Annotated in this window: 29 protein-coding genes; all 29 read left to right on the top strand. The window is 36.5% G+C overall.

Going from position 1 to position 25,615, the window contains the following annotated elements; all coding sequences use genetic code 11:
- The first annotated feature begins 18 nt into the window (after nucleotides 1-18).
- The 29 genes from sucD to fliQ all read left to right on the top strand — a co-directional run bounded on the left by sucD (nucleotide 19) and on the right by fliQ (nucleotide 25,613).
- On the top strand, nucleotides 19-921 hold the full coding sequence (gene sucD, locus MHH85_RS15005) for a succinate--CoA ligase subunit alpha (RefSeq protein ID WP_053417480.1): 903 nt from the start codon (nucleotides 19-21) through the stop codon (nucleotides 919-921).
- Between the two features lie 73 nt (nucleotides 922-994).
- Nucleotides 995-1,885: a DNA-processing protein DprA gene (dprA, locus tag MHH85_RS15000; protein WP_340707614.1), complete on the top strand. Its 891-nt coding sequence runs from the start codon at nucleotides 995-997 to the stop codon at nucleotides 1,883-1,885.
- Between the two features lie 188 nt (nucleotides 1,886-2,073).
- A complete protein-coding gene (gene topA, locus MHH85_RS14995) occupies nucleotides 2,074-4,149 on the top strand; it encodes a type I DNA topoisomerase (RefSeq protein WP_193738707.1) in 2,076 nt (691 codons plus the stop codon).
- A gap of 27 nt (nucleotides 4,150-4,176) precedes the next feature.
- Nucleotides 4,177-5,490, top strand: a complete 1,314-nt coding sequence (trmFO, locus tag MHH85_RS14990; RefSeq protein WP_053417477.1) for an FADH(2)-oxidizing methylenetetrahydrofolate--tRNA-(uracil(54)-C(5))-methyltransferase TrmFO — start codon at nucleotides 4,177-4,179, stop codon at nucleotides 5,488-5,490.
- A 348-nt stretch (nucleotides 5,491-5,838) separates the two neighbouring features.
- Entirely contained in the window at nucleotides 5,839-6,738 is a 900-nt protein-coding gene (gene xerC / locus MHH85_RS14985; RefSeq protein ID WP_038184063.1) for a tyrosine recombinase XerC, read from the top strand.
- 20 nt (nucleotides 6,739-6,758) lie between these two features.
- Entirely contained in the window at nucleotides 6,759-7,301 is a 543-nt protein-coding gene (gene hslV / locus MHH85_RS14980; RefSeq protein WP_053417475.1) for an ATP-dependent protease subunit HslV, read from the top strand.
- A 2-nt stretch (nucleotides 7,302-7,303) separates the two neighbouring features.
- Entirely contained in the window at nucleotides 7,304-8,698 is a 1,395-nt protein-coding gene (hslU, locus tag MHH85_RS14975) for an ATP-dependent protease ATPase subunit HslU (protein ID WP_340707613.1), read from the top strand.
- 88 nt (nucleotides 8,699-8,786) lie between these two features.
- Nucleotides 8,787-9,566, top strand: coding sequence for a GTP-sensing pleiotropic transcriptional regulator CodY (codY, locus tag MHH85_RS14970; RefSeq protein WP_038184082.1), 780 nt, complete (start codon nucleotides 8,787-8,789; stop codon nucleotides 9,564-9,566).
- Between the two features lie 711 nt (nucleotides 9,567-10,277).
- Nucleotides 10,278-10,670: a flagellar basal body rod protein FlgB gene (flgB, locus tag MHH85_RS14965; protein WP_053417472.1), complete on the top strand. Its 393-nt coding sequence runs from the start codon at nucleotides 10,278-10,280 to the stop codon at nucleotides 10,668-10,670.
- A gap of 2 nt (nucleotides 10,671-10,672) precedes the next feature.
- Nucleotides 10,673-11,134, top strand: a complete 462-nt coding sequence (flgC, locus tag MHH85_RS14960; RefSeq protein WP_038184088.1) for a flagellar basal body rod protein FlgC — start codon at nucleotides 10,673-10,675, stop codon at nucleotides 11,132-11,134.
- 69 nt (nucleotides 11,135-11,203) lie between these two features.
- Nucleotides 11,204-11,464, top strand: a complete 261-nt coding sequence (gene fliE / locus MHH85_RS14955) for a flagellar hook-basal body complex protein FliE (RefSeq protein WP_255511547.1) — start codon at nucleotides 11,204-11,206, stop codon at nucleotides 11,462-11,464.
- A 62-nt stretch (nucleotides 11,465-11,526) separates the two neighbouring features.
- On the top strand, nucleotides 11,527-13,128 hold the full coding sequence (fliF, locus tag MHH85_RS14950) for a flagellar basal-body MS-ring/collar protein FliF (protein WP_193738711.1): 1,602 nt from the start codon (nucleotides 11,527-11,529) through the stop codon (nucleotides 13,126-13,128).
- Between the two features lie 14 nt (nucleotides 13,129-13,142).
- The gene (gene fliG, locus MHH85_RS14945) at nucleotides 13,143-14,156 is read left to right on the top strand and encodes a flagellar motor switch protein FliG (protein WP_038184093.1); all 1,014 of its coding nucleotides are present in this window, start codon (nucleotides 13,143-13,145) and stop codon (nucleotides 14,154-14,156) included.
- Nucleotides 14,140-14,928, top strand: a complete 789-nt coding sequence (gene fliH / locus MHH85_RS14940; protein WP_340707612.1) for a flagellar assembly protein FliH — start codon at nucleotides 14,140-14,142, stop codon at nucleotides 14,926-14,928. Before fliG ends, fliH begins: the two co-directional genes overlap by 17 nt.
- Nucleotides 14,928-16,253 carry a flagellar protein export ATPase FliI gene (gene fliI, locus MHH85_RS14935; RefSeq protein WP_340708186.1) on the top strand — a complete coding sequence of 442 codons (1,326 nt, stop codon included), beginning with the start codon at nucleotides 14,928-14,930 and terminating at the stop codon, nucleotides 16,251-16,253. The genes fliH and fliI overlap by 1 nt, the downstream gene beginning before the upstream one ends.
- Complete coding sequence (gene fliJ, locus MHH85_RS14930) at nucleotides 16,254-16,703, top strand: flagellar export protein FliJ (protein WP_193738713.1); 450 nt, start codon at nucleotides 16,254-16,256, stop codon at nucleotides 16,701-16,703.
- Nucleotides 16,660-17,301: a MotE family protein gene (locus MHH85_RS14925; RefSeq protein ID WP_193738714.1), complete on the top strand. Its 642-nt coding sequence runs from the start codon at nucleotides 16,660-16,662 to the stop codon at nucleotides 17,299-17,301. The genes fliJ and MHH85_RS14925 overlap by 44 nt, the downstream gene beginning before the upstream one ends.
- A 30-nt stretch (nucleotides 17,302-17,331) precedes the next feature.
- Nucleotides 17,332-18,666, top strand: coding sequence for a flagellar hook-length control protein FliK (locus tag MHH85_RS14920; protein WP_340707611.1), 1,335 nt, complete (start codon nucleotides 17,332-17,334; stop codon nucleotides 18,664-18,666).
- A gap of 4 nt (nucleotides 18,667-18,670) precedes the next feature.
- Entirely contained in the window at nucleotides 18,671-19,387 is a 717-nt protein-coding gene (flgD, locus tag MHH85_RS14915) for a flagellar hook assembly protein FlgD (protein ID WP_193738716.1), read from the top strand.
- Between the two features lie 8 nt (nucleotides 19,388-19,395).
- Nucleotides 19,396-19,785, top strand: a complete 390-nt coding sequence (locus MHH85_RS14910) for a TIGR02530 family flagellar biosynthesis protein (protein ID WP_403981282.1) — start codon at nucleotides 19,396-19,398, stop codon at nucleotides 19,783-19,785.
- Between the two features lie 81 nt (nucleotides 19,786-19,866).
- Nucleotides 19,867-20,661 (top strand): flagellar basal body rod protein FlgG, encoded by a 795-nt coding sequence (gene flgG, locus MHH85_RS14905; RefSeq protein ID WP_193738718.1) that lies wholly within the window; start codon nucleotides 19,867-19,869, stop codon nucleotides 20,659-20,661.
- A 72-nt stretch (nucleotides 20,662-20,733) separates the two neighbouring features.
- A complete protein-coding gene (locus tag MHH85_RS14900; protein WP_053417465.1) occupies nucleotides 20,734-20,955 on the top strand; it encodes a flagellar FlbD family protein in 222 nt (73 codons plus the stop codon).
- Complete coding sequence (fliL, locus tag MHH85_RS14895; protein ID WP_193738719.1) at nucleotides 20,945-21,370, top strand: flagellar basal body-associated protein FliL; 426 nt, start codon at nucleotides 20,945-20,947, stop codon at nucleotides 21,368-21,370. The genes MHH85_RS14900 and fliL overlap by 11 nt, the downstream gene beginning before the upstream one ends.
- 30 nt (nucleotides 21,371-21,400) lie before the next feature.
- Entirely contained in the window at nucleotides 21,401-22,399 is a 999-nt protein-coding gene (gene fliM, locus MHH85_RS14890) for a flagellar motor switch protein FliM (RefSeq protein WP_193738720.1), read from the top strand.
- Nucleotides 22,392-23,597, top strand: a complete 1,206-nt coding sequence (gene fliY / locus MHH85_RS14885) for a flagellar motor switch phosphatase FliY (RefSeq protein ID WP_340708185.1) — start codon at nucleotides 22,392-22,394, stop codon at nucleotides 23,595-23,597. Before fliM ends, fliY begins: the two co-directional genes overlap by 8 nt.
- A gap of 22 nt (nucleotides 23,598-23,619) precedes the next feature.
- A complete protein-coding gene (locus MHH85_RS14880) occupies nucleotides 23,620-23,982 on the top strand; it encodes a response regulator (RefSeq protein WP_038184126.1) in 363 nt (120 codons plus the stop codon).
- A gap of 5 nt (nucleotides 23,983-23,987) precedes the next feature.
- Nucleotides 23,988-24,668: a flagellar biosynthetic protein FliO gene (locus tag MHH85_RS14875; protein WP_193738722.1), complete on the top strand. Its 681-nt coding sequence runs from the start codon at nucleotides 23,988-23,990 to the stop codon at nucleotides 24,666-24,668.
- Nucleotides 24,665-25,330 (top strand): flagellar type III secretion system pore protein FliP, encoded by a 666-nt coding sequence (fliP, locus tag MHH85_RS14870; RefSeq protein ID WP_193738723.1) that lies wholly within the window; start codon nucleotides 24,665-24,667, stop codon nucleotides 25,328-25,330. Before MHH85_RS14875 ends, fliP begins: the two co-directional genes overlap by 4 nt.
- A 13-nt stretch (nucleotides 25,331-25,343) precedes the next feature.
- Nucleotides 25,344-25,613 carry a flagellar biosynthesis protein FliQ gene (gene fliQ / locus MHH85_RS14865; RefSeq protein ID WP_053417460.1) on the top strand — a complete coding sequence of 90 codons (270 nt, stop codon included), beginning with the start codon at nucleotides 25,344-25,346 and terminating at the stop codon, nucleotides 25,611-25,613.
- The last annotated feature ends 2 nt before the right edge of the window (nucleotides 25,614-25,615 follow it).

Below are 25,615 nucleotides of genomic sequence, written 5' to 3'. Positions count from 1 at the left end.
GAAGGGCGGGGACTTGAAATGAGCGTTTATATTAATAAAGAAACTAAAGTACTTGTACAAGGGATTACAGGGTCAACGGCTCTATTCCATACAAAGCAAATGCTAGAATATGGTACAAAAGTTGTAGCAGGAGTTACGCCTGGTAAAGGTGGTACAACTGTAGAAGGTGTACCTGTTTTTAACACGGTGGTTGATGCTGTTGAAGCAACAGGCTGTAATGTTTCTGTCATCTACGTACCAGCACCATTTGCGGCAGACGCTATATTAGAAGCTGTTGATGCTGATTTAGATTTAGTTATTTGTATCACTGAGCATATCCCGGTATTAGATATGGTTAAAGTGAAACGTTATATGGAAGGTAAGAAAACACGTCTAATTGGTCCGAACTGTCCAGGTGTTATTACTGCAGATGAATGTAAAATTGGTATTATGCCAGGTTATATCCATAAAAAAGGCCATGTAGGAGTTGTATCACGCTCAGGTACTTTAACTTATGAAGCAGTTCATCAACTTTCTCAAGAGGGTATTGGTCAAACGACTGCTGTTGGGATTGGTGGAGACCCGGTTAATGGTACAAACTTCATTGATGTTTTAAAAGAATTCAATGAAGATCCTGAAACTTATGGTGTTGTTATGATTGGTGAGATTGGCGGTACAGCTGAAGAAGAAGCAGCTGAGTGGATTAAAGCGAATATGACAAAACCAGTTGTAGGCTTCATTGGTGGACAAACTGCACCTCCAGGGAAACGTATGGGCCATGCTGGTGCCATTATTTCAGGTGGTAAAGGCACAGCTGCTGACAAAATTAAAGCGATGAATGCAGCTGGTATCCAAGTAGCAGAAACACCATCTGTTATTGGTGAAACATTTATTAAAGTTATTAAAGAACATGGTTTATACGAAAAATGTAAAACCCATTAATATAGAAGGTGTAGCAAAGTCTTAATAGACAATGCTACACCTTTTAAGTAGTTATATGAATGGAGGGCAATAATTGAATGAAGTACAATTGACGCAGAGACTCTTAGCATTGCATTATGTATTTCCTGTACCGCTAAACAGGTTAGCGCATTTGTTTAAAGAGGATATAGAACTTGCAAGATTTGAACAAATGTCTTCACAAAAAATTGCACAATTATTAAATCTCTCCTATGAAAAAGCTAATAGATTAAAAGCTGCTTATATAGAAACAATGGAAAACCCCTTACTCCAAGCATATGAGCAAAAATCGATTACCCCTATCCCGTTCTTTCATCCATTATTCCCTAAAGAGTTATTCGAATTATATGATCCCCCTGTATGTCTATATGTAAAAGGAAAATTAGATTTACTAGTAAACAAACGTAAGATTGCTATAGTTGGTTCTAGAAAGGCGACTACCTATACAGAAAATGCATTACAGTATATTATGCCGGCATTGGTAGAACACGATTATATCATCGTCAGCGGCCTAGCAAGGGGAGCTGATCGAATGGCGCATGAAAGTGCAATTGCAAACGGAGGCAAAACAATCGCAATTCTTGGACATGGATTATTTCATCTGTATCCGAAAGAAAATACAAAATTAGCCGAAATAATTAGCAAAGATCATTTATTAATGACAGAATATCCGCCATATATCGAGCCAAAACGATGGTATTTTCCAATGAGGAATCGTATTATTAGCGGTATATCGAAGGCAATACTAGTTACTGAAGCCGCAGAAAAAAGCGGTACCTCCAGTACAATGGAGCACGGCTTAGAGCACGGGAAAGAAATTTTCGTTGTACCTGGAGATATCACTTCAAAACTTTCATTAGGCCCCCATAAATTGCTTGCAGAAGGTGCTACACCAGTCTGGAATGGTTATCAAATAATAGCAGAATTAGAAAGATATTTTATTTGATGATGAAATATAACTTGCAAAAATTTCTTTTCTGTTATACATTTTGCAACAGGTATTCTTTTGTAAACGCTAAGAAAAAAAGTTATAGTTGAATGGTAAGTTTTTTAACAAAATTTTCATGTGCTTATTCAATTTTAACAAGTGAAACTAAAGAAAATGAAACATCACCTCTATAAGGGGGAACTCACATGTCGGATTATTTAGTAATAGTAGAATCGCCCGCAAAAGCAAAAACAATCGAGCGATATTTAGGAAAAAAATATAAAGTAAAAGCATCAATTGGTCACGTACGTGATTTACCTAGAAGTACAATGGGAATTGATACGGAAAATAATTTTGAACCAAGATACATTACCATTCGTGGTAAAGGTCCTGTTTTACAAGATTTAAAATCCGCAGCTAAAAAAGCCAAGAAAATCTATCTTGCGGCCGATCCGGATCGTGAAGGTGAAGCTATTGCTTGGCATTTAGCAACAGCTCTTAACATTGATATAAAATCGGACTGTCGTGTATTATTTAACGAAATCACGAAAGATGCTATTAAAGAATCATTTAAGCATCCGCGTCCTATTGATATGGATTTAGTTGATGCTCAACAAGCACGTCGTATTCTAGACCGTCTTGTAGGGTATAACATTAGTCCTCTTCTATGGAAGAAAGTCAAAAAAGGTTTATCTGCCGGTCGAGTGCAATCAGTTGCACTACGTATGATTATCGACCGTGAAAACGAAATTAAAAACTTCCAGCCTGAAGAATATTGGACAATCGAAGGTAACTTTGAAAAAGGTAAAAAGCAATTTGATGCTATTTATTATGGGAATAGTAAAGAGAAAATCAAATTGTCCAATGAAGAACAAGTAAAAGAAGTCTTGAAGCTAATGAAGGGGGAAGATTTTGAAGTTGCAAAAGTAGTGAAACGTGAGCGTAAGCGTAATGCAGCTCCATCTTTTACAACATCATCCCTACAACAAGAAGCCGCTCGTAAATTAAACTTCCGTGCGAAAAAGACAATGATGCTTGCACAGCAATTATATGAAGGTATAGATGTTGGTAAAGAAGGTACGGTTGGTTTAATTACGTATATGCGTACTGATTCGACACGTATATCTGAAACAGCGAAAAAAGAAGCATTTGAATATGTGCAATCAACATACGGTAACGAATATACTACTCCTCTTGATCAACAAGCAAAAAAATCTGAAAAAGCGCAAGACGCACATGAAGCAATTCGTCCAACAAGTACATTGCGTACGCCTGATCAGTTAAAAGCTGTTTTATCTAGAGATCAACTCCGTCTTTATCGTCTAATCTGGGAACGTTTTATAGCGAGCCAAATGGCATCAGCTGTATTAGATACAGTAACCGCAGACTTACAAAATGGTGATGTATTCTTTAGAGCCACAGGTTCTCAAGTGAAATTCCCAGGTTTCATGAAGCTTTATATTGAAGGTTCAGATGATCAAAAAGAAGAGAAAGATAAGCTATTGCCACCAATGGAAAAAGGCGATATTGTAAAATCCTTAAATATTGAACCAAAACAACATTTCACACAGCCGCCACCTCGCTTCTCGGAGGCGCGACTTGTTAAAACGATGGAAGAAATAGGGATAGGCCGACCATCAACTTACGCTCCAACATTGGATACAATTCAGAAGCGTGGTTATGTTACATTAGATAATAAACGCTTTGTACCTACAGAATTAGGTGAAATTGTTCACTCATTAGTATTAGAATTTTTCCCAGATATTATTAATATCGAGTTCACTGCAAAAATGGAGCACGATTTAGATAGTATTGAAGAAGGTAATACAAAATGGGTAAGTATTATCGATGAATTCTATCAAGACTTTGAAAAACATGTACAGCACGCTGAAGTGGCAATGGAAAAAGTTGAAATTAAAGACGAACCTGCAGGTGAAGATTGTGAGCATTGTGGTTCACCAATGGTTTTCAAACTAGGTCGCTATGGTAAATTCATGGCATGTAGCAACTTCCCTGATTGCCGTAATACTAAAGCTATTGTCAAAGCAATTGGCGTAACATGCCCAACATGTAAAGAAGGCGAAATAGTAGAACGTAAGAGTAAAACAAAACGCATTTTCTATGGTTGTAATCGTTATCCTGACTGTGATTTCGTATCATGGGATAAACCGATTAATAGACCTTGTCCAAAATGTAGTGAATTATTAGTTGAGAAGAAACTGAAAAAAGGCGTACAAATTCAATGTACGAAATGTGACTATAAAGAAACAGCATCACAATGATGAGTATAAGAAAGAGGTAATATTAGCATGACAACAATCGTAAATGTAATCGGTGCAGGTTTAGCAGGTAGTGAAGCAGCTTGGCAGATAGCAAAAAGAGGCATTCAAGTTCGCTTATATGAGATGCGTCCAGTTAAACAAACGCCTGCTCACCACACAGATAAATTTGCAGAATTAGTATGTAGTAACTCACTACGTGCCAACAACTTAACAAATGCTGTTGGCGTTATAAAAGAAGAAATGCGTATGTTAGATTCGGTTATTATAGAAGCAGCAGATCGCAGTTCAGTTCCTGCAGGTGGAGCGCTAGCAGTAGATCGCCACGAATTCGCAGGCTATGTAACAGAAAAAGTGAAAAATCATCCACTTATTGAAGTAATTAATGAAGAAGTAACTGAAATTCCTGAAGAAGGTATAACAGTTATTGCTACAGGTCCATTAACTTCAAAAGCATTAGCAGAACAAATTCAAAGTTTAACAGGTGAAGAATATCTTTATTTCTACGATGCAGCTGCTCCAATAATTGAAAAAGACAGTATCGATATGGATAAAGTATATTTAAAATCTCGTTATGATAAAGGTGAAGCGGCATACTTGAATTGCCCAATGACTGAAGAAGAATTTAACCGATTCCAAGAAGCCTTAATTAACGCTGAAGTTGCACCATTAAAAGAGTTTGAAAAAGAAAAATACTTTGAAGGCTGTATGCCAATCGAAGTAATGGCTGCTCGTGGTCCGAAAACTATGCTATTTGGTCCTATGAAACCAGTAGGTTTAGAAGATCCTAGAACAGGTAAACGTCCACATGCAGTTGTGCAACTTCGCCAAGATGACGCTGCAGGAACGCTTTATAACTTAGTAGGTTTCCAAACGCATTTAAAATGGGGAGCACAAAAAGAAGTATTTAGTATGATCCCGGGTTTGGAAAATGTGGAAATTGTTCGTTATGGTGTTATGCATCGAAATACATTTATCAACTCACCTAAAGCATTAGCACCAACTTATCAACTGAAAAGTCGTCCAAACATATTCTTTGCTGGTCAAATGACTGGTGTAGAAGGCTATGTTGAGTCAGCAGGTAGTGGTCTAATAGCAGGTATTAATGCTGCACATCTTGCAATGGAGAAAGACTTATTAATCTTCCCAGCGGAAACTGCATTAGGAAGTATGGCGCGTTATATAACAGAAGCAGATTCAAAACACTTCCAACCGATGAATGTGAACTTTGGTTTATTCCCTAAACTAGGTGAAAAAATTAAATCGAAGCAAGAACGCGGTGAAAAACACGCAGAACGTGCATTGGCAGCTATTCAAAATTTTAAAAATACAACAAATATATAATTGTTTTAAGCCATTAAAATTGTTACAATTTTAATGGCTTTTTTTGTTTATAAATGAAGAGAGTTTCTCATAATTAAAAATAAGAGACAAATAGTGGTAATTCGATAGTAAGAATAATACATTTAAGTGTAACAAAGTTAACCAAAAGACGTGAATATACTTTTCAAGTAAAACTTTATTTTTACTTATGAACTGAAGTGTCGAACAATTCACATGAGTGTGTTATACTCATATGTGCCTTAAACAACTAGGATTAACATTAGCTCTAGATTAGTAATCGTTTTTGCTTTATAAAAATGCTTAGAGTTAGATGGTTAAATTTGGAACTTTTATTAACGAGGTGTTCAAATGAACATACGATCTGAACAAGCACTTGAGCAATTTGTTATTTATATTCAATTAGAAAAAAATTTTTCACCATTAACAGTGCGAGAATATCAATCTGATTTACATGAATTTTTATCTTTCTTAAAAGTAGAAGGTGTAGTAGATTTAGCTGATGTTGAATATATACATGCCAGACTTTACGTAACAAAATTGTACGAAGAAAAAAAAGCGAGAACAACTATCTCAAGGAAGATTTCCTCAATCCGTTCTTTTTTTCGTTTTTTGAATAAAGAATACGGATTAGATGATGCAGGGTTTCAAGCCCTTTATCATCCGAAGAAAGAAGATAGACTACCGCGCTTTTTTTATGAAGAAGAGCTTGCCAGATTGTTTCAGGCAAACGAAGGGGAAGATCCGAAGTCTTTGAGAGATACAGCAATTCTTGAATTGTTGTATGCTACAGGTATTCGGGTTAGTGAATTGACATCTATTGAAATGAAAGATGTTGATTTTTCAATATGCATTTTACGTGTGATGGGAAAAGGGAGAAAAGAACGTTATGTACCATTTGGACATTTTGCTTCGGAGGCATTGCAACAATACCTAGCAAATTCACGTCCTAAACTTATGAAAGGCCTTCAAAACCCTCAACTATTTGTCAATATGCGAGGTGGAGCCCTTACCGCAAGAGGTATTCGTTATATATTAAATGATATGATGAAAAATGCAGAATTACATTCTAATATTTATCCTCATATGTTAAGACACACCTTTGCCACGCATTTATTAAACAACGGAGCAGATTTACGTACCGTGCAAGAATTGCTCGGACACGCAAATTTATCTTCTACGCAAGTTTATACGCATGTGACAAAAGAACATCTAAGAAACACATATATGAATGCTCATCCAAGAGCGTAACAATTGGGAGGAGGGTTATTATGGTTGAAATGCATGCAACCACAATTTTTGCAGTACAACATAAAGGGCAGAGTGCGATGGCTGGTGACGGACAGGTGACACTTGGTAATGCAGTCGTAATGAAACACACAGCTAAGAAAGTACGTCGTCTATATAACGGTAAAGTATTAGCGGGGTTTGCCGGATCTGTTGCCGACGCGTTTACATTGTTTGAAATGTTTGAAGGGAAACTTATGGAGTTTGATGGGAACCTTCAACGTGCTTCAGTCGAAGTAGCTAAGCAGTGGCGCGGAGATAAAATGTTGCAAAAATTAGAAGCAATGTTACTTGTAATGAATAGTCAAACACTACTACTTGTTTCTGGTTCTGGTGAAGTCATTGAACCTGATGACGGTATCTTAGCAATTGGCTCGGGAGGTAACTATGCGTTATCAGCTGGTCGTGCATTGAAGCAATACTCTGGTGAAACGTTATCTGCAGAGGAAATTGCAAAAGCATCGCTTGAAATTGCGGCAGATATTTGTGTATTTACGAACCATAATATTATCGTGGAGGCACTGTAACTATGACACAACAACAAACGCCTAGACAAATGACCGAGTATTTAGATCGTTATATCGTTGGACAACGCGATGCTAAGCGCGCGGTAGCTGTTGCGCTTCGTAATCGTCATCGTCGTCAACTTTTAGATGAAGAGATGAAAAATGAAGTCATCCCAAAAAACATCTTAATGATTGGACCAACTGGAGTTGGTAAAACGGAGATTGCCAGACGTATTGCACGTTTAGCAAAAGCGCCTTTCATAAAAATAGAAGCGACAAAATTTACTGAAGTAGGTTATGTAGGTCGTGATGTGGAATCGATGGTGCGTGATTTAGTAGAAGTAGCTAACCGACTCGTGAAAGAAGAAAAACAAGAAGAAGTGAAGGACCAAGCAGAGAAATTAGCTAATGAACAAATTGTGAAATTACTTGTACCAAGTATGCGTAAAAAGCAATCTACTTCAAATCCTTTCGAAATGTTTTTCGGACAAAATTCCGAGAAAGAAGAAGAAACAACTACAGATGATACAGAAGTACGTTTAAAACGTTCGCAAATTGCAGAAGATTTAAAAGTAGGTAAACTTGAAGATGAATGGATATCTGTAGAAGTGACAGAGCAAGCACCATCTATGTTTGGTGGGTTTCCTGGAGCAGGCATGGATATGGGTGGTAGTAACATGGGTGATATGTTATCAAGCTTAATGCCTAAGCAAAAGAAAAAACGCCGGCTACAAGTAAAAGATGCTAGACGTATACTTATAATAGAAGAAGCTAATAATTTAATTGATTCTGATGAAGTTTCTCAAGAAGCAATTACGCGTGCTGAGCAAACGGGCATCATCTTTATCGATGAAATTGACAAAATTGCCAACAAGAATGGTAATTCTGGTTCTGCTAATGTATCAAGAGAAGGCGTTCAACGTGATATTTTACCAATTGTTGAAGGTTCAACTGTTAATACGAAGTATGGTCCTGTCAAAACGGATTATATGCTATTCATCGCTGCAGGTGCATTTCATATGTCTAAGCCATCAGATTTAATCCCTGAGCTACAAGGGCGCTTCCCAATTCGTGTTGAATTAGAAAAGCTTACGAAGGAAGACTTTGTTCGTATTTTAAAGGAGCCAGACCATTCATTAATTCTTCAGTATAAGGCTTTACTAAATACTGAAGGTGTTGAAATTGAGTTTACAGAAGAAGCGATAGATCGCATTGCTGAAATTGCTACATTTGTAAACCAAGAAACAGATAATATCGGAGCACGCCGCCTGCATACTATTTTGGAACGTCTTTTAGAAGAGTTGTCATTTGAAGCTGCAGATATCGCACCAGCTCACATCGATATTACACCATCATACGTAGATCAAAAACTTGGAGAAATTGCGAAGAACAAAGATTTGTCTCAATTTATTTTATAGTTTATAATCTAGGTTATTGTATGAAAATTTAAAAAGTTATGAAAATTAAATAAACTACGCAGAAAATATTACAGGAGGCTATATAAAAATGAATTTATTAGCTAAAACACGAAAAATTAACTCAATGCTTCAAGCATCTGCTGGGAAACCAGTTAACTTTAAAGAAATGGCTGACACATTAGGAACAGTCATCGAAAGTAACGTATACATCGTAAGCCGTAAAGGTAAATTATTAGGTATTTCAATTACTCAACAAATTGAAAACGAGCGCATTAACAAAATGTTTGAAGAGCGTCGTTTCCCTGAAGAATATACTCAAAATTTATATGACTTCTCTGAAACTGCTCCAAACCTTGATGTCCATGATGAACATAGTGCATTCCCATTTGAGAACAAAGAGCTTTTCAAATCAGGATTAACTACAATTGTACCGATTATCGGTGGTGGCGAACGTCTAGGAACATTAATCTTAGCTCGTCTAGCAGGTACTTTTGAGGATGACGATTTAATCCTTGCTGAATACGGTGCAACTGTAGTAGGTATGGAAATTCTTCGTGAAAAAGCTGAAGAAATCGAAGAAGAAGCTCGTAGTAAAGCTGTCGTACAAATGGCGATCAACTCATTATCATACAGTGAATTAGAAGCTATTGAGCATATCTTCGAAGAATTAGATGGTAGCGAAGGATTGCTAGTCGCTTCTAAAATTGCTGACCGAGTAGGTATTACACGTTCAGTTATCGTTAACGCTTTACGTAAACTAGAATCAGCTGGTGTAATTGAATCACGCTCTCTAGGTATGAAAGGTACTTATATTAAAGTATTAAACGATAAATTCCTTAATGCATTAGCTGAAATCAAAATGCGCTAATAATTACGACCTAACTATCCCGAAGTCTATCGAAGACTTTGGGATAGTTTTTTTGTATCTACACATCCATAATTGTACCCAGTAAATTATGGATGTATTTTTGTGGAAACATTAAAAGACGACGGAAAATTGAAAATATTGTCGATTGATATGGTGAATTTACAAAATCAACTGAATATGATTAAAAAAACATAATTCTTTTGTAAGGAGGGATTAGATAATATATAGTTACCATTTTACTGTTAAAAAAGGATGAGAAGTAATAAAAAGGTAACTATTTTAGAATAAAATAGTAAAGAACTATTATTATATGTGAAGTCTGTTATAGTAATATCAAGTTGAATTATTAGAAAATTGTACAAAATATATCAAATGAATATGTGTCGAATTGGTGTTATTAGGAATAATTAACTTTCTAATATTATTGAATAGATAAGAAATCCCTATAAACTCAATAGCTGCACAAGTAGTGGGTAACGCAAAGAATTAACTGTATTTACACTATTGTTATAGTGAATATTACCTTTACCCCTTATAGGAGAAGGGGTTTAGAAGTTTTGAAAGAAAAGGGGAGTAAAGTGATAAAAATGGGTTTTTGTACCTACCAAAAAGAACCTAATACAGATAGACACTTGGATACATCTCTAATACAATTAGATAGTGAAAATAAAATTGAAATTTGGTAGTTTATATCGAATTGGGGTGAAATATTTGGATTTATTTAGTGGAACGATAAGTAATTTGGAAAGTGGCCTCGCTTATGCTGCGGTGAAGAATAAAACAATCGCTCAAAATATAGCGAATAATGACACACCAAACTATAAGGCGAAAGACGTTAGTTTTAAAAAGATGTTAACTGAGGCACAAAATACATATATTCAAGCAAACAGAACAGATCAAAGACATTTTGATTTTACTACAAAGAATTCGACACCAGGTGTTTATAGTTATTCTAATCTTCGCTACCGAGAAAATGGTAATGGTGTGGATATGGATAAAGAACAGGCGAGTTTGGCTGAAAATACAATTTTCTATAATGCCCTGGTTGACCGTATTAACGGTAAATTAAATACATTACAAACTGTCATTAAAGGGGGTAACTAGTTTTGTCTATCTTCCATAGTATGAACACGACTGGCTCAGCGCTTACTGCTCAGCGTCTAAGAATGGATGTCATTTCGTCTAATATGGCAAATGTCGATACTACACGAGCGACAATGGAAAATGGTGAGTGGGTACCGTATCGACGTAAAACAGTAACATTAACTTCGAAAGAAGGGCAATTTTCAAATTATTTAAATACTGCAATGGGTTCTACAAGCAAACAAGGAGTTGGCAATGGTGTCAAAGTAACAGGTATTAATAATGATACTGAAACACCATTCAAACTTATTTATGATCCAACACATCCAGATGCTAATGATGAAGGTTATGTGCAAACTTCAAATGTTGATCCTTTAAAAGAAATGGTAAACCTTATATCAGCTACACGATCATACGAAGCGAACGTAACGGTTTTTAATGCAAATAAATCGATGCTAACAAAAGCTCTAGAAATAGGTAAATAATTTCTACAAAGGAGGATGGATTAATTGCCAGTATCACAAATATCTGTAATGCAACCAGTTCAACCAACTATGACTCAAAGAGTTGCTGAAACAATGCCTACAGAACAAAAAGAGAGTTTTGGAACAATGTTAAAAGAAGCTATTCAATCTGTAAACGACAGTCAAGTTGCTTCTGATAATATGACAACTAAGTTGATAAACGGAGATAATGTTGAACTTCATGACGTTATGATTACTTCTCAAAAAGCGAGTATAACATTGAATACAGCATTACAAGTACGTAATAAAGTAGTAGAGGCGTATCAAGAAATTATGCGAATGACAGTTTAATTCGAACGGTTAGTGCGGATTTAACCACGTTTTAGAACATTCACTATAACCGGAGGCTTAAAATGAATGAAAGACTGACAAAAATCAAAACCGACTCCACAAGGTTTTGGGGAAGTCGTACGAAAGCACAAAAAGGTACGTTAATAGGTTCCCTTCTTGGAATTATTATTTTGGCAGCTGTTATTACATACTTTGCAACTCGAGTTACGTATGCGCCACTTTATTCAGATTTATCGACTGCTGAAGTAGGGAAAATAAAAGAAACCCTTGATGCTCAAGGAACAAAATATAAGATTGCACCAGGTGGAACATCTATCTTAGTCCCAGAAAATCAAGTTGATCCACTATTAGTACAATTAGCATCAGAAGGTTTTCCGCAATCTGGTAAAATAGATTACTCATTTTTCTCTCAAAATGCTGGATTTGGTATGACTGATAATGAATTTAGCGTTTTGAAATTAGCTTCTACACAAACAGAACTAGCGAATTTAATTAAAGGTATTAAAGGTGTTAAAGACGCGAAAGTAATGATTACTTTACCTGAAGAGGGTGTATTCGTAAGTGATACACAGCAACCAGCTAGTGCATCGATAGTTTTGAATACAGAACCAGGTTATCAATTTACTGAGACGCAAATTCAAACCCTTTATAATCTAGCATCTAAAAGTGTTCCGAACCTAACACCCGAAAATATCGTAATTACTAATCAATACTTTGAATATTACGATTTACAGTCTACTAATACTGCAGCAGCGGGAGCTAGTGGAGCGGACGTCAATCAACAATTGACACTTAAAAAGCAAATTGAACGTGATTTGCAACGCCAAGTGCAAACAATGCTAGGTACTTTAATGGGAGCAGATAAAGTTGCTGTTGTAGTAACTACTGATATTGATTTTACCCAAGAACAACGTGAAGAAAATTTAGTTGAACCAGTAGATAAAGAGAATATGACTGGTATCCAAATCAGTGCACAGCGTATTAGTGAAACATTTACAGGTACTGGAGCTGCGGCTTCGGGTACACCAGAAGCTGAAAATGCAACGGATAATTTTACAAACTATCAATCTGGGTCGACTGGCGATGGAGATTACGAGAAAACTGAAGAGACGATTAATAATGAAGTGAATCGTATTAAACGTCAGATCGTAGAAAGTCCGTATCGAATTCGTGACTTAGGTATTCAAGTAATGGTAGAACCACCAACTGCTAACGACGCAACGACATTACCAACGAATATACAACAAGATATTCAAAATATGCTTGCATCGATCGTCCGCACTTCAATTGATAAAAATGAAGCTGGACAATTAACAGATGCTCAAATTGACCAAAAAATAAATGTAACTGTTCAACAATTGAATGGTAAAACACAATTAGTTTCAACTGAGACAAGTAAAATTCCATGGTGGGTATATGTAATAGGCGGTATTTTAGTAGTTGCTATTATTTTACTAGCATTCTTTATCTTACGTTCTAGACGACAAAAAGAGACAGAAGAAAGTATGATTCTTGAAGATCAAGAAGAAATAGTTGAAGTAGAAGATATCTCTACAGAAAAAGAAACAGAATCAACCGTACGACGTAAACAGCTTGAGAAGATGGCAAAAGACAAGCCAGATGATTTCGCGAAATTATTGCGTACATGGATAACTGAAGATTAATGGGGGGAAAAGCTGTGTCAAGGAAAGAAAAAGGTTTATCTGGTAAACAAAAAGCAGCGCTCCTGTTAATATCACTAGGACCAGAAGTGTCCGCTGCGGTATATAAACACTTAAGCGAAGAGGAAATAGAACGTTTAACGTTAGAAATTTCAGGAGTTAAAAAAGTTGAACCAGAGATAAAAGAAGAAATCATCGAAGAGTTTCATAATATTGCACTCGCACAAGATTACATTTCTCAAGGTGGAATTGGTTATGCGAAAACTGTATTAGAAAAAGCTCTTGGATCGGATCAGGCTCAAACAATTATCAATCGATTAACATCTTCTCTACAAGTAAGACCTTTTGATTTTGCGAGACGTACAGATCCTGCTCAAATTTTCAACTTTATTCAAAATGAACATCCGCAAACAATTGCGCTAATACTTTCATATTTAGAGCCACAGCAAGCGGGGATTATACTATCTTCTTTACCTCAAGAGGTACAAGCTGATATAGCGAAACGTATCGCTATGATGGATTCAACATCACCAGAAGTTATTAGTGAAATTGAATCGGTATTAGAACGCAAATTATCATCAACTGTGACGCAAGATTACACTGAAACTGGTGGCGTCGACGCAGTTGTAGAAGTCCTTAATGGTGTTGATAGACAAACAGAAAAAACAATTCTGGATGCACTTGAAATTCAGGACCCAGAACTTGCTGAAGAAATCAAAAAACGTATGTTTGTTTTCGAAGATATCGTTACGCTGGATAACCGTTCAATTCAACGTGTTATACGCGATTGTGAAAATGAAGATTTACTCCTTGCAATGAAGATTTCGAGTGAAGAAGTAAAAGAAATCATTTTCAAAAATATGTCCCAACGTATGGCTGAGACATTCAGAGAAGAGATGGAAGTAATGGGACCTGTTCGCCTGAGAGATGTTGAAGATGCACAAATGAGAATCGTTGCAGTAACACGACGCTTAGAGGACGCAGGTGAAATCATTATCGCTCGTGGTGGAGGAGATGACGTCATTGTCTAGAATCATTCGATTCGATGATACTCTATCATCCAAAGAGAAAATTAGAACGATTGAAATACGCGAGCTAAGATTACCCGATGATCAGCAAGAAGTCGTTGAAGATTATTCCTTAGAAGAAGTTTTAGCTGAAAGAGAACGTATTATTGCTGAAGCACAATCTGAGATTACCATTCAACAACAACAATTCTTCGTTCAATGTGAAGAACAACAGCAGGCACTTGATTTTGCTAAAGAGCAATGGGAACAAGATAAGCTTATTCTTCAACAACAAGCTTATGATGAAGGTTTTCAGCAAGGCTTAGAAGAAGGACGCTTAAAAGCTGAAGACAATATGTCAGAAGCAGTTCAAATAGCTAATGAAACTACGATCAGTTCACAAGAAAATGCTCAACAATATCTAGAAAGTCAAGAAAGAGTCATTTTAGAACTGGCCATGAATGCTGCGACTCGCATTTTAGGATCAGCCTTAGAAGAAAATGGAGAGCTGTTTTTGAATGTGGTCCGTCGAGGTTTGAAAGAGGCAAGAGAGATGAAAGAAATTAAGCTGTATGTATCACTTACTTATCATAAGCTCGTATCAAGTCATCGAGACGAATTAGCTTCCATTTTCCCAGTGGATGTACCATTCATGATTTTTGTAAATGAAGAATTAAATGATACGGATGGCTATATCGAAACAAATCACGGAAGAATTGTCGTGAGTATCGATGAACAGCTTAATGAATTAAGATTAAAACTAATAGAAATATTAGAAAGCGTGGATCAGAAATGATGAAAGCGTCGCAGTTGGTTGAGCATATTCCATCAGTACAAACATTTAAAAAGTACGGTCGTATAACTCGTGTAGTTGGTCTAATGATTGAATCACAAGGTCCTGAAAGCTCTGTTGGTGATGTATGTAAGATTCATGTGCAATCTTCAAAAAATGGACCTACAGAGATTTTAGCTGAAGTTGTCGGTTTTAAAGATGAAATCGTTGTACTCATGCCTTTTACATCAATTAGAGAGATTTCGATAGGCTGTTTAGTTGAGGGAACAGGGTCACCTTTAGAAGTAAAAGTAGGGCCTGAACTTATTGGTAAAGTATTGGACTCAATGGGATTACCTATTGATGGACACAGCTTACCAAAGGGCCTTGCTACTGTGCAGACAGAAGAGGAACCGCCAAACCCTTTAACTAGGCCACCTATAAATGAAACACTTGAAGTGGGTGTAAAAGCAATTGATGGCATGTTAACTGTCGGTAATGGTCAACGTGTTGGTATATTCGCCGGTTCAGGTGTTGGTAAAAGTACCCTTCTAGGAATGATAGCGAGAAATACAGAAGCTGATTTAAATGTTATAGCACTTATTGGAGAACGTGGTCGTGAGGTTCGGGAATTCATCGAACGAGATCTTGGACCCGAAGGCTTGAAGCGCTCAATCGTTGTCGCTGCTACATCTGATCAACCCGCTCTGATGCGTATTAAAGGGGCATTTACAGCTACAGCGATTGCAGAATACTTCAGAAACAGAGGACTAAATGTCATGCTCATGATGGATTCTGTCACTCGTGTTGCTATGGCTCAACGAGAAATTGGTTTGGCGGTTGGTGAGCCACCAGCTACGAGAGGTTATACACCTTCTGTATTCTCTATTTTGCCTAAGTTATTAGAACGAACAGGTACAAATGAACATGGCTCTATAACAGCTTTCTATACGGTTTTAGTAGACGGGGATGACATGAATGAACCAATCGCAGATACTGTTCGAGGTATATTAGATGGACACATCGTGCTAGATCGAACATTGGCAAATAAAGGGCAATACCCAGCTATTAATGTTTTAAAAAGTGTCAGTCGTTTGATGAATCATATCGTTTCTAAAGAACATGTCCAAGCTGCAGAACGATTGCGAGAACTTTACTATACGTATAACAAATCAGAAGACTTGATAAATATAGGTGCCTATAAGCGAGGAACTTCCAAAGAAATTGATCAAGCCATTCATTATGAACCTCTAATTACAGCATTTTTGAAACAAGGTTATTTAGATAATGTTAGTATGCAGCAGAGTGTGAATGAATTAATCAGTTTATCGAATGGTGGTGGGCTGTAATTGAGCGCATATACATATCGCTTTGAAAAAGTAATGACAGTGAGAGAGCAAGAAAAAAATGAAACAGAAATTGCTTTTAAAGAATCAGTCAGAGTTTTTGAAGAAGTAGCTACCAAACTTTATAATCTGCTAAAGAAAAAAGAAGACTTAATCGGTTTTCAACAACAACGAATGTCTATTGGTTCTAGTATCGACGAAATTCATCATTATTCAAGATTTATTGATAGTCTTGAAAAGACAATAGTAGATGTACAGCAAAAGGTTATTCAAGCTCGCTCTAAAATGGAGTGGCATGAACAGAAATTGCTAGAAAAGTCGTTGGAATTTCGGAAGTATGAAAAGATGAAAGAAAAAGATCTTGAAACTTTTAAAGAAGAACAAGAAAGACTTGAAGCAATTCGACTAGATGAACTATCATCAGTCGCATATTACAACAAAGAAATCAGGTGATGGCATGGCGAAAAAAAATTTGGAGCATACAAAAGCTTCGGAAATAAAAGCACCTAGTACGCTTCAAAGGCTTTTTTATTGGGTGATTATACCATTACTATTTACAACTGCCGTTCTCCTGATCATTGCACATTTATTAAATGTAAATGTTTTTGAAAAAGCAAAAGAATGGACAAGTGGTACAGCCCAAAGTACTAACGAAAAAGTGTTAAATGAAAAAGATTCAAAAGAAAATGCCAAACAAATGGTAGAGCTAAAAGCACAAATTCAAGAAAAAGAAGCCCAAATTGCGCAATTGCAAGGGCAAATAGAAGACTCGAAAAACGAAAAGTCTAAGCTTGTTATTGAACAAGATCGACTAATAGCTGAAATTGATAAGCTAGAGACGGGCAAAGTAGAAACAAAAAAAGAATTTAGCAGTATAGTTTCAACCTTTGAAAAAATGACACCAAAAGCAGCAGCTCCAGTCATCATAAATATGAGTGATTCGGAAGCAATTAAAATCCTAGCTAGCTTAAAACCTGAAACATTGGCGAAAGTTTTAGAAAAGATGCCAGCGAAGGATGCTGCCCGATATACGGCATTGTTAGCGAAATAATAATACTATTAGTCGGAAGGAGGTGAAAACATGAATATCGATTCGATACAAATAGAAGCACCGAAAGCAAGTAGTCAAACAAAAAAATCAACTGATAGCAAGACTAATACTGGATTTTCGGAATACTTATTATCTTCTAATAAGAATGAACCGCCTGCTTCAGCTACAACAAATAGTAAGCAAAGTAATATAGATAAATTGAATAATCAGTCCATTCAGGAATCCGCAGTTAGCTCAAATAGATTATCTATCGATCTATCAAGAGGTCTAGAAGGTTTACTTGGAAAAGTGCTAAATAGCAATGCTACTGGAGATCAGGAACAAGCAATCACTATAGAAGATATGTCAAATATACTTGGTGTAACTTCTCTAACAGATTTAAATAAATTGCTGAACGGGTCAATCGATGAAGCTGCTCTAAGTAATGAAAGTATATCACTAGATAAAATAGGCGAGTTATTAGGGGTAAACGTTGAAGATTTACAAGCTGCGATTCAGAAGTTAACAGGTGATGATACACAGGCAAAAGATATTTGGGATTTTCTTGCTGGTATTGATCAAAATGCCTTTGCATTTATGCAAAATTTGATGTCTTCTATAAGTGGAGAAAAGGGAGCAACAGTTTCTCAATCTCAGGCTTCAGATGTTCTGAAATTTTTAAAATTAGTTGAGCTTGCAGCACCTAAAACAGATTTAGTCTTAAATCAAGAATTACAAGTATTTCAAGTGAAAGAATGGATGTCTGCTTTATCTACAAAAGTAGAACAGCTTCTAAACCAAGCATCAAGCAGTCAACTTCCACTCGTGAAATCTAAAGATGTACAACCTTTAATGATTAATTTAACCGACGCCAGTGCTAATGAAAGTGTTACAACAACTCTTACGGAGACGAAAGGGACAGTTAACACAACGGTGACATTAACATTACCAACAAATAAGGCCTCTCAAGCTGAAACGTTTGTCAAAGAGTTCCAAGCGATTATGAATCGTAGTCAAACTTCAAATGCGCAAGGTATGACGAAGCTATTAATCAAACTGTACCCAGAAAATTTAGGGACAATTCGCGTAGAACTAGTACAAAAAGATGGGGTTATGACAGCTAGATTGTTAGCCTCAACAGCACTTGGTAAAGAAATGCTAGATAGTCAGTTAAATTCCTTAAAACAAGGTCTAGTTAACCAAAATATACAGCTTGACCGTATTGATGTCGCACAAGCCTTAAGCGATGCAAGTCGTCAAGAAAAAGGTCAGAATCAATTCAATCAATCATTTAAGCAACAAGCACAGGACCAAGACGCTAAAAATAAAGACGAGCAAGATGAAGAACTAACATTTAGCGATTATTTAATGGAAATGGAGGTGTAGGATTATGGCAGATACAACAAAGATTCCAGATACAAAGAGTATTTTAGATGATTATAATATTGCCAATAAACCATCTAACCAAAAACAAACAGGTAACTCTGCTTTAGGGAAAGATGCATTCTTGCAATTGCTAATTACACAATTACAAAACCAAGATCCAACAAACCCAATGGATGATAAAGAATTTATCGCACAAATGGCCCAATTCTCATCTCTAGAACAAATGACGAATATGACAACAGCGATAGAAAACTTAACTCAATTACAACAACAATCACAGTTAATTGAATTCAACTCATTTATCGGCAAAGAAGTGAAATGGCATGAGTTGACCGATAAAAAAGGCGAAGATGGAAAACCAATCGTTAATGAAGGTACAGGAACTGTGGTCCGAGTGAAATACAGCGGAGAAGGCGTAATTTTTGTATTAGCAGACGGTAAAGAATTAACACCATCCAATATTTCAGAAGTAATTAATGGAAGTATGAGTGGTAACGGGGGATCCCTAGTAGAAGCGAGTATGTTAATCGGAAAGAATATTACATACAAAGTGACTGAGGATAAAGACGACAATGAAGAATCTGAAGAATCGCCAAAAGAAGTAACAAATGAAGCGACCGTCCAATCTGTTTCCAAAAAAGATGGACAAATCAAATATATACTTAGTAACGGTGATGAAGTAACAGCTGATCAAATTGTGTCCATTGCTCAAGGGAAATAAGATATATGGTGGATAAAATAAGATTTCAGCAACATATACAACAACTTCAACCAACTTTACGACAACAGTCAATTGCAAGGCCGAGTGTTCCTACAAGCAAACACTCCTTTAGTCAAGAGTTAGAAAAAGCAACTAGTAGCCATCAGTTAAAGATAAGTAAACACGCTTCAGTTCGTCTTAACGAACGAAATATTCATATTGATGAAAAACAGTGGCAAAGAATTACTGATAAAGTATTCGAAGCACGCTCAAAAGGTGTAAATGATTCGCTTGTTTTAACTGATCAGGCAGCGCTCATAGTTAGTGCGAAAAACGCCACAGTAATAACAGCAATGGATCGTAATGAAGCAAAAGATCAATTATTCACCAATATCGACGGCACAATTGTGCTGACATAAGGCAGGACCTTTTAAGGGTGCCTTTGTACTGCCAAATGACAGAAGCAGTACACTCTAAAATCGAAGGGAGAAAATTAAGTTATGCTACGTTCAATGTATTCAGGCATCAGTGGTCTTAAAAATTTCCAAACAAAGTTAGATGTTATAGGTAATAATATCGCCAACGTTAATACTTATGGTTTCAAAAAAGGGCGCGTTGTGTTTAAAGATGTATTCTCACAGACAAGCGCAGGTGCTTCAGCACCGACTGCGACTACTGGAGGTACGAACCCGAAACAAATTGGCTTAGGTTCTCAAATTGCTGCAATAGATACAATGCATGAAGGTGGTTCATTGCAAACGACTAACCGAGTACTAGATTTAGCGATTTCTGGTGATGGATTCTTTGTTGTTATGGATAAAGATGGGAAAAATTTAAAGTATACACGTGCTGGGAATTTTTATATGGATAAAAATGGTGATTTAGTTAATGCGGAAGGGAAGTATTTAAAAGGAACTGCTGGAGTAATAAATATCCCTACAACTGCTCAAAGTATGTCTATCGGTAAAGATGGGACTGTAGAGTATGTTGATGAAGCAGGAGTATTGCAAAAAGCAGGTCAATTAGAAATGGCTAAGTTCCCAAATCCAGGAGGATTATCCAAGGAAGGTTCTAACTACTATAATGAAACATCAAACTCAGGGGTAGCTACAGTAGGTACTGCTGGTTTAAAGGGGATTGGTGAAATCGCTTCTGGTGCATTAGAAATGTCCAATGTAGATCTATCAGAAGAATTCACTGACATGATCGTAGCGCAACGTGGTTTCCAGGCGAATACACGTATTATCACAACATCTGATGAAATTTTACAAGAGCTTGTTAACTTAAAACGATAAGTTTTAGCTAAAATAACTTTCATTAAAAGGAGGGGGGCTGGGTCGGCTCTCAAGACTCGGCCCTTATTTCCTATGATTACAGTAACTAAATTAAATGGTAAACCATTCTCATTAAATGCTTTATACATAGAATCGGTCGAGGAGTTTCCTGATACGACGATTACGTTAACGACCGGACGAAAATATGTTGTATTAGAGACTGAGAAAGAAGTGAGTAAACGTATGATTGCTTTTTATCACAGTGTACAGCTCCTATCAAACCCGCACTTAAGAGGTGAAGAAGATGAAGAATAACAAACTTTTAACCATTATGTTGATTATTTTAGTTTCAATTACACTGCTTGGTGTGATTGCATTGGTAACTGTCAATCAGTTGAACAAAGGAAGTGCCGAAGAGCCAAATATTGATGAAATCATCGAAGCTTCTGTAGATGTTCCTGAGTTGACAACAAATCTTGCTGGAACAAATTTCGTTAAAATTTCGCTAAAAATACAAACTGATAGCAAAAAAGCTGCTAAAGAAATCGGTAAACGTGATTTCCAGGTGAAAAGTATTGTGATTGAAGAATTATCAGAGATGACAAAAAGCGATTTAGAAGGAAAAAAAGGAAAGAAAATGCTTGAAACAACGTTAAAAACAAGATTTAATGAATTGATGCAAGACGGTAAAGTACAAGAAGTTTACATTACTTCATACATCATTCAGTAAGGTCAATTATTTTGAAATGGAGGTGGGAAAATGGCAGGAGATGTGTTATCCCAGTCCGAAATTGATGCGCTTTTATCAGCGTTATCGACGGGTGAGATGACGGCTGATGATATTATGAAAGATGAAGAGGCTAGAAAAGTTAAAGTTTATGACTTTAAACGAGCTCTTCGTTTTTCAAAAGATCAAATCCGAAGTTTAACCCGAATACATGAAAACTTTGCACGTCTTTTAACGACGTTTTTCTCAGCTCAGCTTAGGACTTACGTGCAAATAACTGTAGCATCTGTGGATCAGATTCCATTTGAAGAGTTCATTCGTTCAATTCCGAATATGACACTTATAAATGTATTTGAAGTACCACCTTTAGATGGCAATATCCTAATGGAGATTAATCCTAATATTGCGTATTCAATGCTAGATCGTTTAATGGGAGGAACAGGAGCAAGTCATAGTAACGTCGATAACTTAACTGAAATCGAAACGAAAATTATGACGAATTTATTTGAACGTTCATTCGATAACTTACGTGAAGCATGGGCGAACATAGCTGATATTGATCCAGCTTTATCAGAGCTTGAAGTGAATCCGCAGTTCTTACAAATGATTTCTCCAAATGAAACGGTTGTTGTTATTTCATTCAACTCCATCATTGGAGAAACAAGTGGCATGATTAATATTTGTATCCCTCATGTCGTATTAGAGCCAATTGTACCGAATCTATCGGTTCGCTACTGGATGCAATCTAATAAAAAAGAAGTTTCACCTGAACAAACTGCGATTCTTGAAAATAGTGTGAAACAATCTAATTTACCAGTAATAGCGGAGCTTGGTAGTGCTGATATAACAATTGAAGACTTCCTTCTATTGTTACAAGGTGACGTTATTCAACTGGATCAGAAAATTAGCCAACCACTTACATTAAAAGTTGGCGATATACCAAAATTTACTGTTCAACCAGGGAAACTGAAAAAACGAATGGCTGTTCAAGTTATAGAGTCTTTGAAAGGAGGAGACGAAGTTGATGAGTGATGAAATGTTATCACAAGAAGAAATTGAAGCCCTATTAAGAGGCGAATCTCCCGTACTAGAAAATAAGAAGTCTTCTCAAATTGAATACAAAGTAGAGGAATATTTAGATGCATTATCTCAAGATGCACTAGGTGAAATCGGTAATATTTCCTTTGGTAGTTCTGCAACGGCGTTATCGTCGTTACTAGGTCAAAAAGTTGATATAACAACACCGACAATCAGTATGATTAATCGTGATAATTTGGAGGAAGAGTTTCCTCATCCATATGTAGCGGTTCAAGTTGAATATACGACGGGCCTAGTGGGTATGAACTTATTGGTCATCAAACAATCGGATGCAGCAATTATTGCTGATTTAATGTTAGGTGGAGATGGTGCTAGCCCTGCAGATGAGCTTGGTGAAATTCATTTAAGTGCTGTACAGGAAGCAATGAACCAAATGATGGGTTCTGCTGCAACATCTATGTCTACGATCTTTAATAAAAAAGTGGACATTTCACCCCCATCAATCGATTTGATGAATATTTCTAAAAATGAAGGTAGAGATAATATTCCTGAAGAAGATTTACTTGTTAAAGTTTCATTCAGATTAAAAATTGGTACTTTAATAGATTCAGATATTATGCAACTACTACCTCTAGGATTTAGTAAGAAGTTGGTTAACCAATTAATGAATCAAGATACTGAAGAAATTGCTTCAACTATGGTAGCTCCTGCACCAACACCAACACCAACACCAGCACCAGCACCACAGGCAGCACCAGTTCAAGCACCACCTGTACAACAGGCACCAGTAGCACAACCTACTCCAATGCAAGAACAACAATATCAACAATCATATGCAATGCCTGAAAGACCAATGTATACACAACAGCCGGCAAATGTACAACAAGCGCAATTTGCAAGCTTTGAAAATGCATCATTGAAGCAAGCGGAAGCTAGAAATTTAAATATGCTACTTGACATACCACTGCAAGTTACTGTTGAATTAGGACGTACGAAGCGTTCCGTAAAAGAGATATTAGAACTAGCAAGTGGATCTATTATTGAACTTGATAAACTTGCTGGCGAACCGGTTGATATTCTAGTAAATAGCCGTCTCATTGCTAAAGGAGAAGTAGTTGTAATAGACGAAAACTTCGGTGTTCGTATTACAGATATTTTGAGTAAAGCGGATCGCTTAAACAATCTAAGATAGATAGTTATTGGAGGAGTTAGACATGTCTAAAAGGATTTTAATTGTGGATGACGCAGCTTTCATGCGCATGATGATCAAGGATATTTTGACAAAAAATGGTTTTGAAGTTGTGGGGGAAGCTGGAGATGGCGCTCAAGCTATCGAAAAGTACAGCGAATTAAAACCAGATTTAGTAACAATGGATATTACTATGCCTGAGATGGATGGAATTGCTGCATTAAAATCTATTAAAGAAAAAGACCCAAGTGCAATTGTTATTATGTGCTCAGCAATGGGACAACAAGCAATGGTAATTGATGCAATCCAAGCTGGTGCAAAAGACTTTATCGTAAAACCTTTCCAAGCTGACCGTGTTATCGAAGCGATCCAAAAAGCGTTAGGTTGATCGGAATGTTTTATAAAGCCTTAATGAAACTGATGTTGTGTGCATCATTATTAACAATTACATTTATTAATCCTATGCTAAACCCGACACCAGCTTTTGCTGAGACGGGGGGGATGGTTGGTGATTGCTATAACAAAGATAAAGATGTATGCAAAGAGGATTCAACTACAGCTGTCGATAAAAACACACAATCGACAGCTGTCGGCTTGTCTCCATGGGATTATATTAAAATGGTCCTAGCTCTTATCTTTGTAGTAGCACTATTGTACGGTATGTTAAAATTTGTAAATGGCAGAAACCAAAAATATCAACATAATCAATTGATGCAAAATTTAGGTGGTTTGTCTTTAGGCCAACAGAAATCGGTGCAGCTCTTAAAAGTAGGAGATTCGCTCTATTTAGTTGGTGTAGGTGAGGATGTACATATTCTTAAGGAAATCTCAAACGAAGTCGAAAAAGAGCGTCTAATGACCTTATATAACGACAAACAGGAATTTGCAAATCAAGTTCCATATATTGCAGACCTTTTTACTAGTTTAAAAGAAAAAGTACGACCTTCATCGAAAGTAGATGAAAAACCAAAAGAAGAATTCAAAGATTTATTTCAACAAAAAATCTCAAAAATAAAATCTGAACGTAGTCAAGATTTGAATGAGTGGAAGCAAAAGGAGAGCGATAAAGAATGAGTGATTTAGTTAATTATTTCTCAGACAGCGATCCATCCAATGTTTCTACTTCTGTAAAACTGATGTTAATGCTAACGGTTCTATCATTAGCACCAAGTATATTAATACTAATGACATCTTTTACGAGGATTGTTATAGTCCTATCGTTCGTGCGTACAGCTTTAGCTACACAGCAAATGCCTCCAAACCAAGTAATAGTTGGATTGGCGCTTTTTTTAACATTCTTTATCATGGCACCAACATTCCAAGAAGTGAATAAAGAAGCATTACAACCTCTTTTTGATGAGAAAATCACATTGGATGAAGCTTACGACAAAGCGAGTGGGCCATTTAAAGACTTTATGAGTCAGCATACAAGACAGAAGGATTTAGATTTGTTTTTAAAATATTCTGGTGCAGAACGTCCTGAAACGATTCAGGATATTTCATTAACTACTTTAGTACCTGCTTTTGCGTTAAGTGAGATTAAAACTGCTTTCCAAATTGGTTTCATGATTTTCATACCATTCCTTGTAATCGATATGATTGTCGCAAGTGTATTAATGTCTATGGGGATGATGATGTTACCACCAGTTATGATTTCACTACCATTTAAAATCCTATTATTTGTACTTGTAGATGGCTGGTATCTTGTAATGAAATCATTGCTGCAAAGCTTTTAGGGGATGAATCAATATGACAGGTGAAATGGTCATTTCAGTTGCAGAACGTGCGATCATGGTTGTCCTACTTACTTCAGGGCCTTTATTACTAATCGCTTTAATTACTGGTTTGGCAGTCAGTATTTTCCAAGCAACGACACAAATTCAAGAGCAAACGCTTGCCTTTGTGCCGAAAATTATTGCTGTTTTAGTCGGTATTGTGTTTTTTGGACCTTGGATGCTTTCTCAAGTGACTTCGTATGCAACAGATATTTTTGAAAATTTACTGCGATATATAGGGTGATT

Source organism: Viridibacillus sp. FSL E2-0187, assembly GCF_038006425.1.
Lineage (GTDB): Bacteria > Bacillota > Bacilli > Bacillales_A > Planococcaceae > Viridibacillus > Viridibacillus arvi.
Note: the sequence above shows the minus strand (reverse complement) of the source record. Positions and strands in the feature narration are given on the sequence as shown.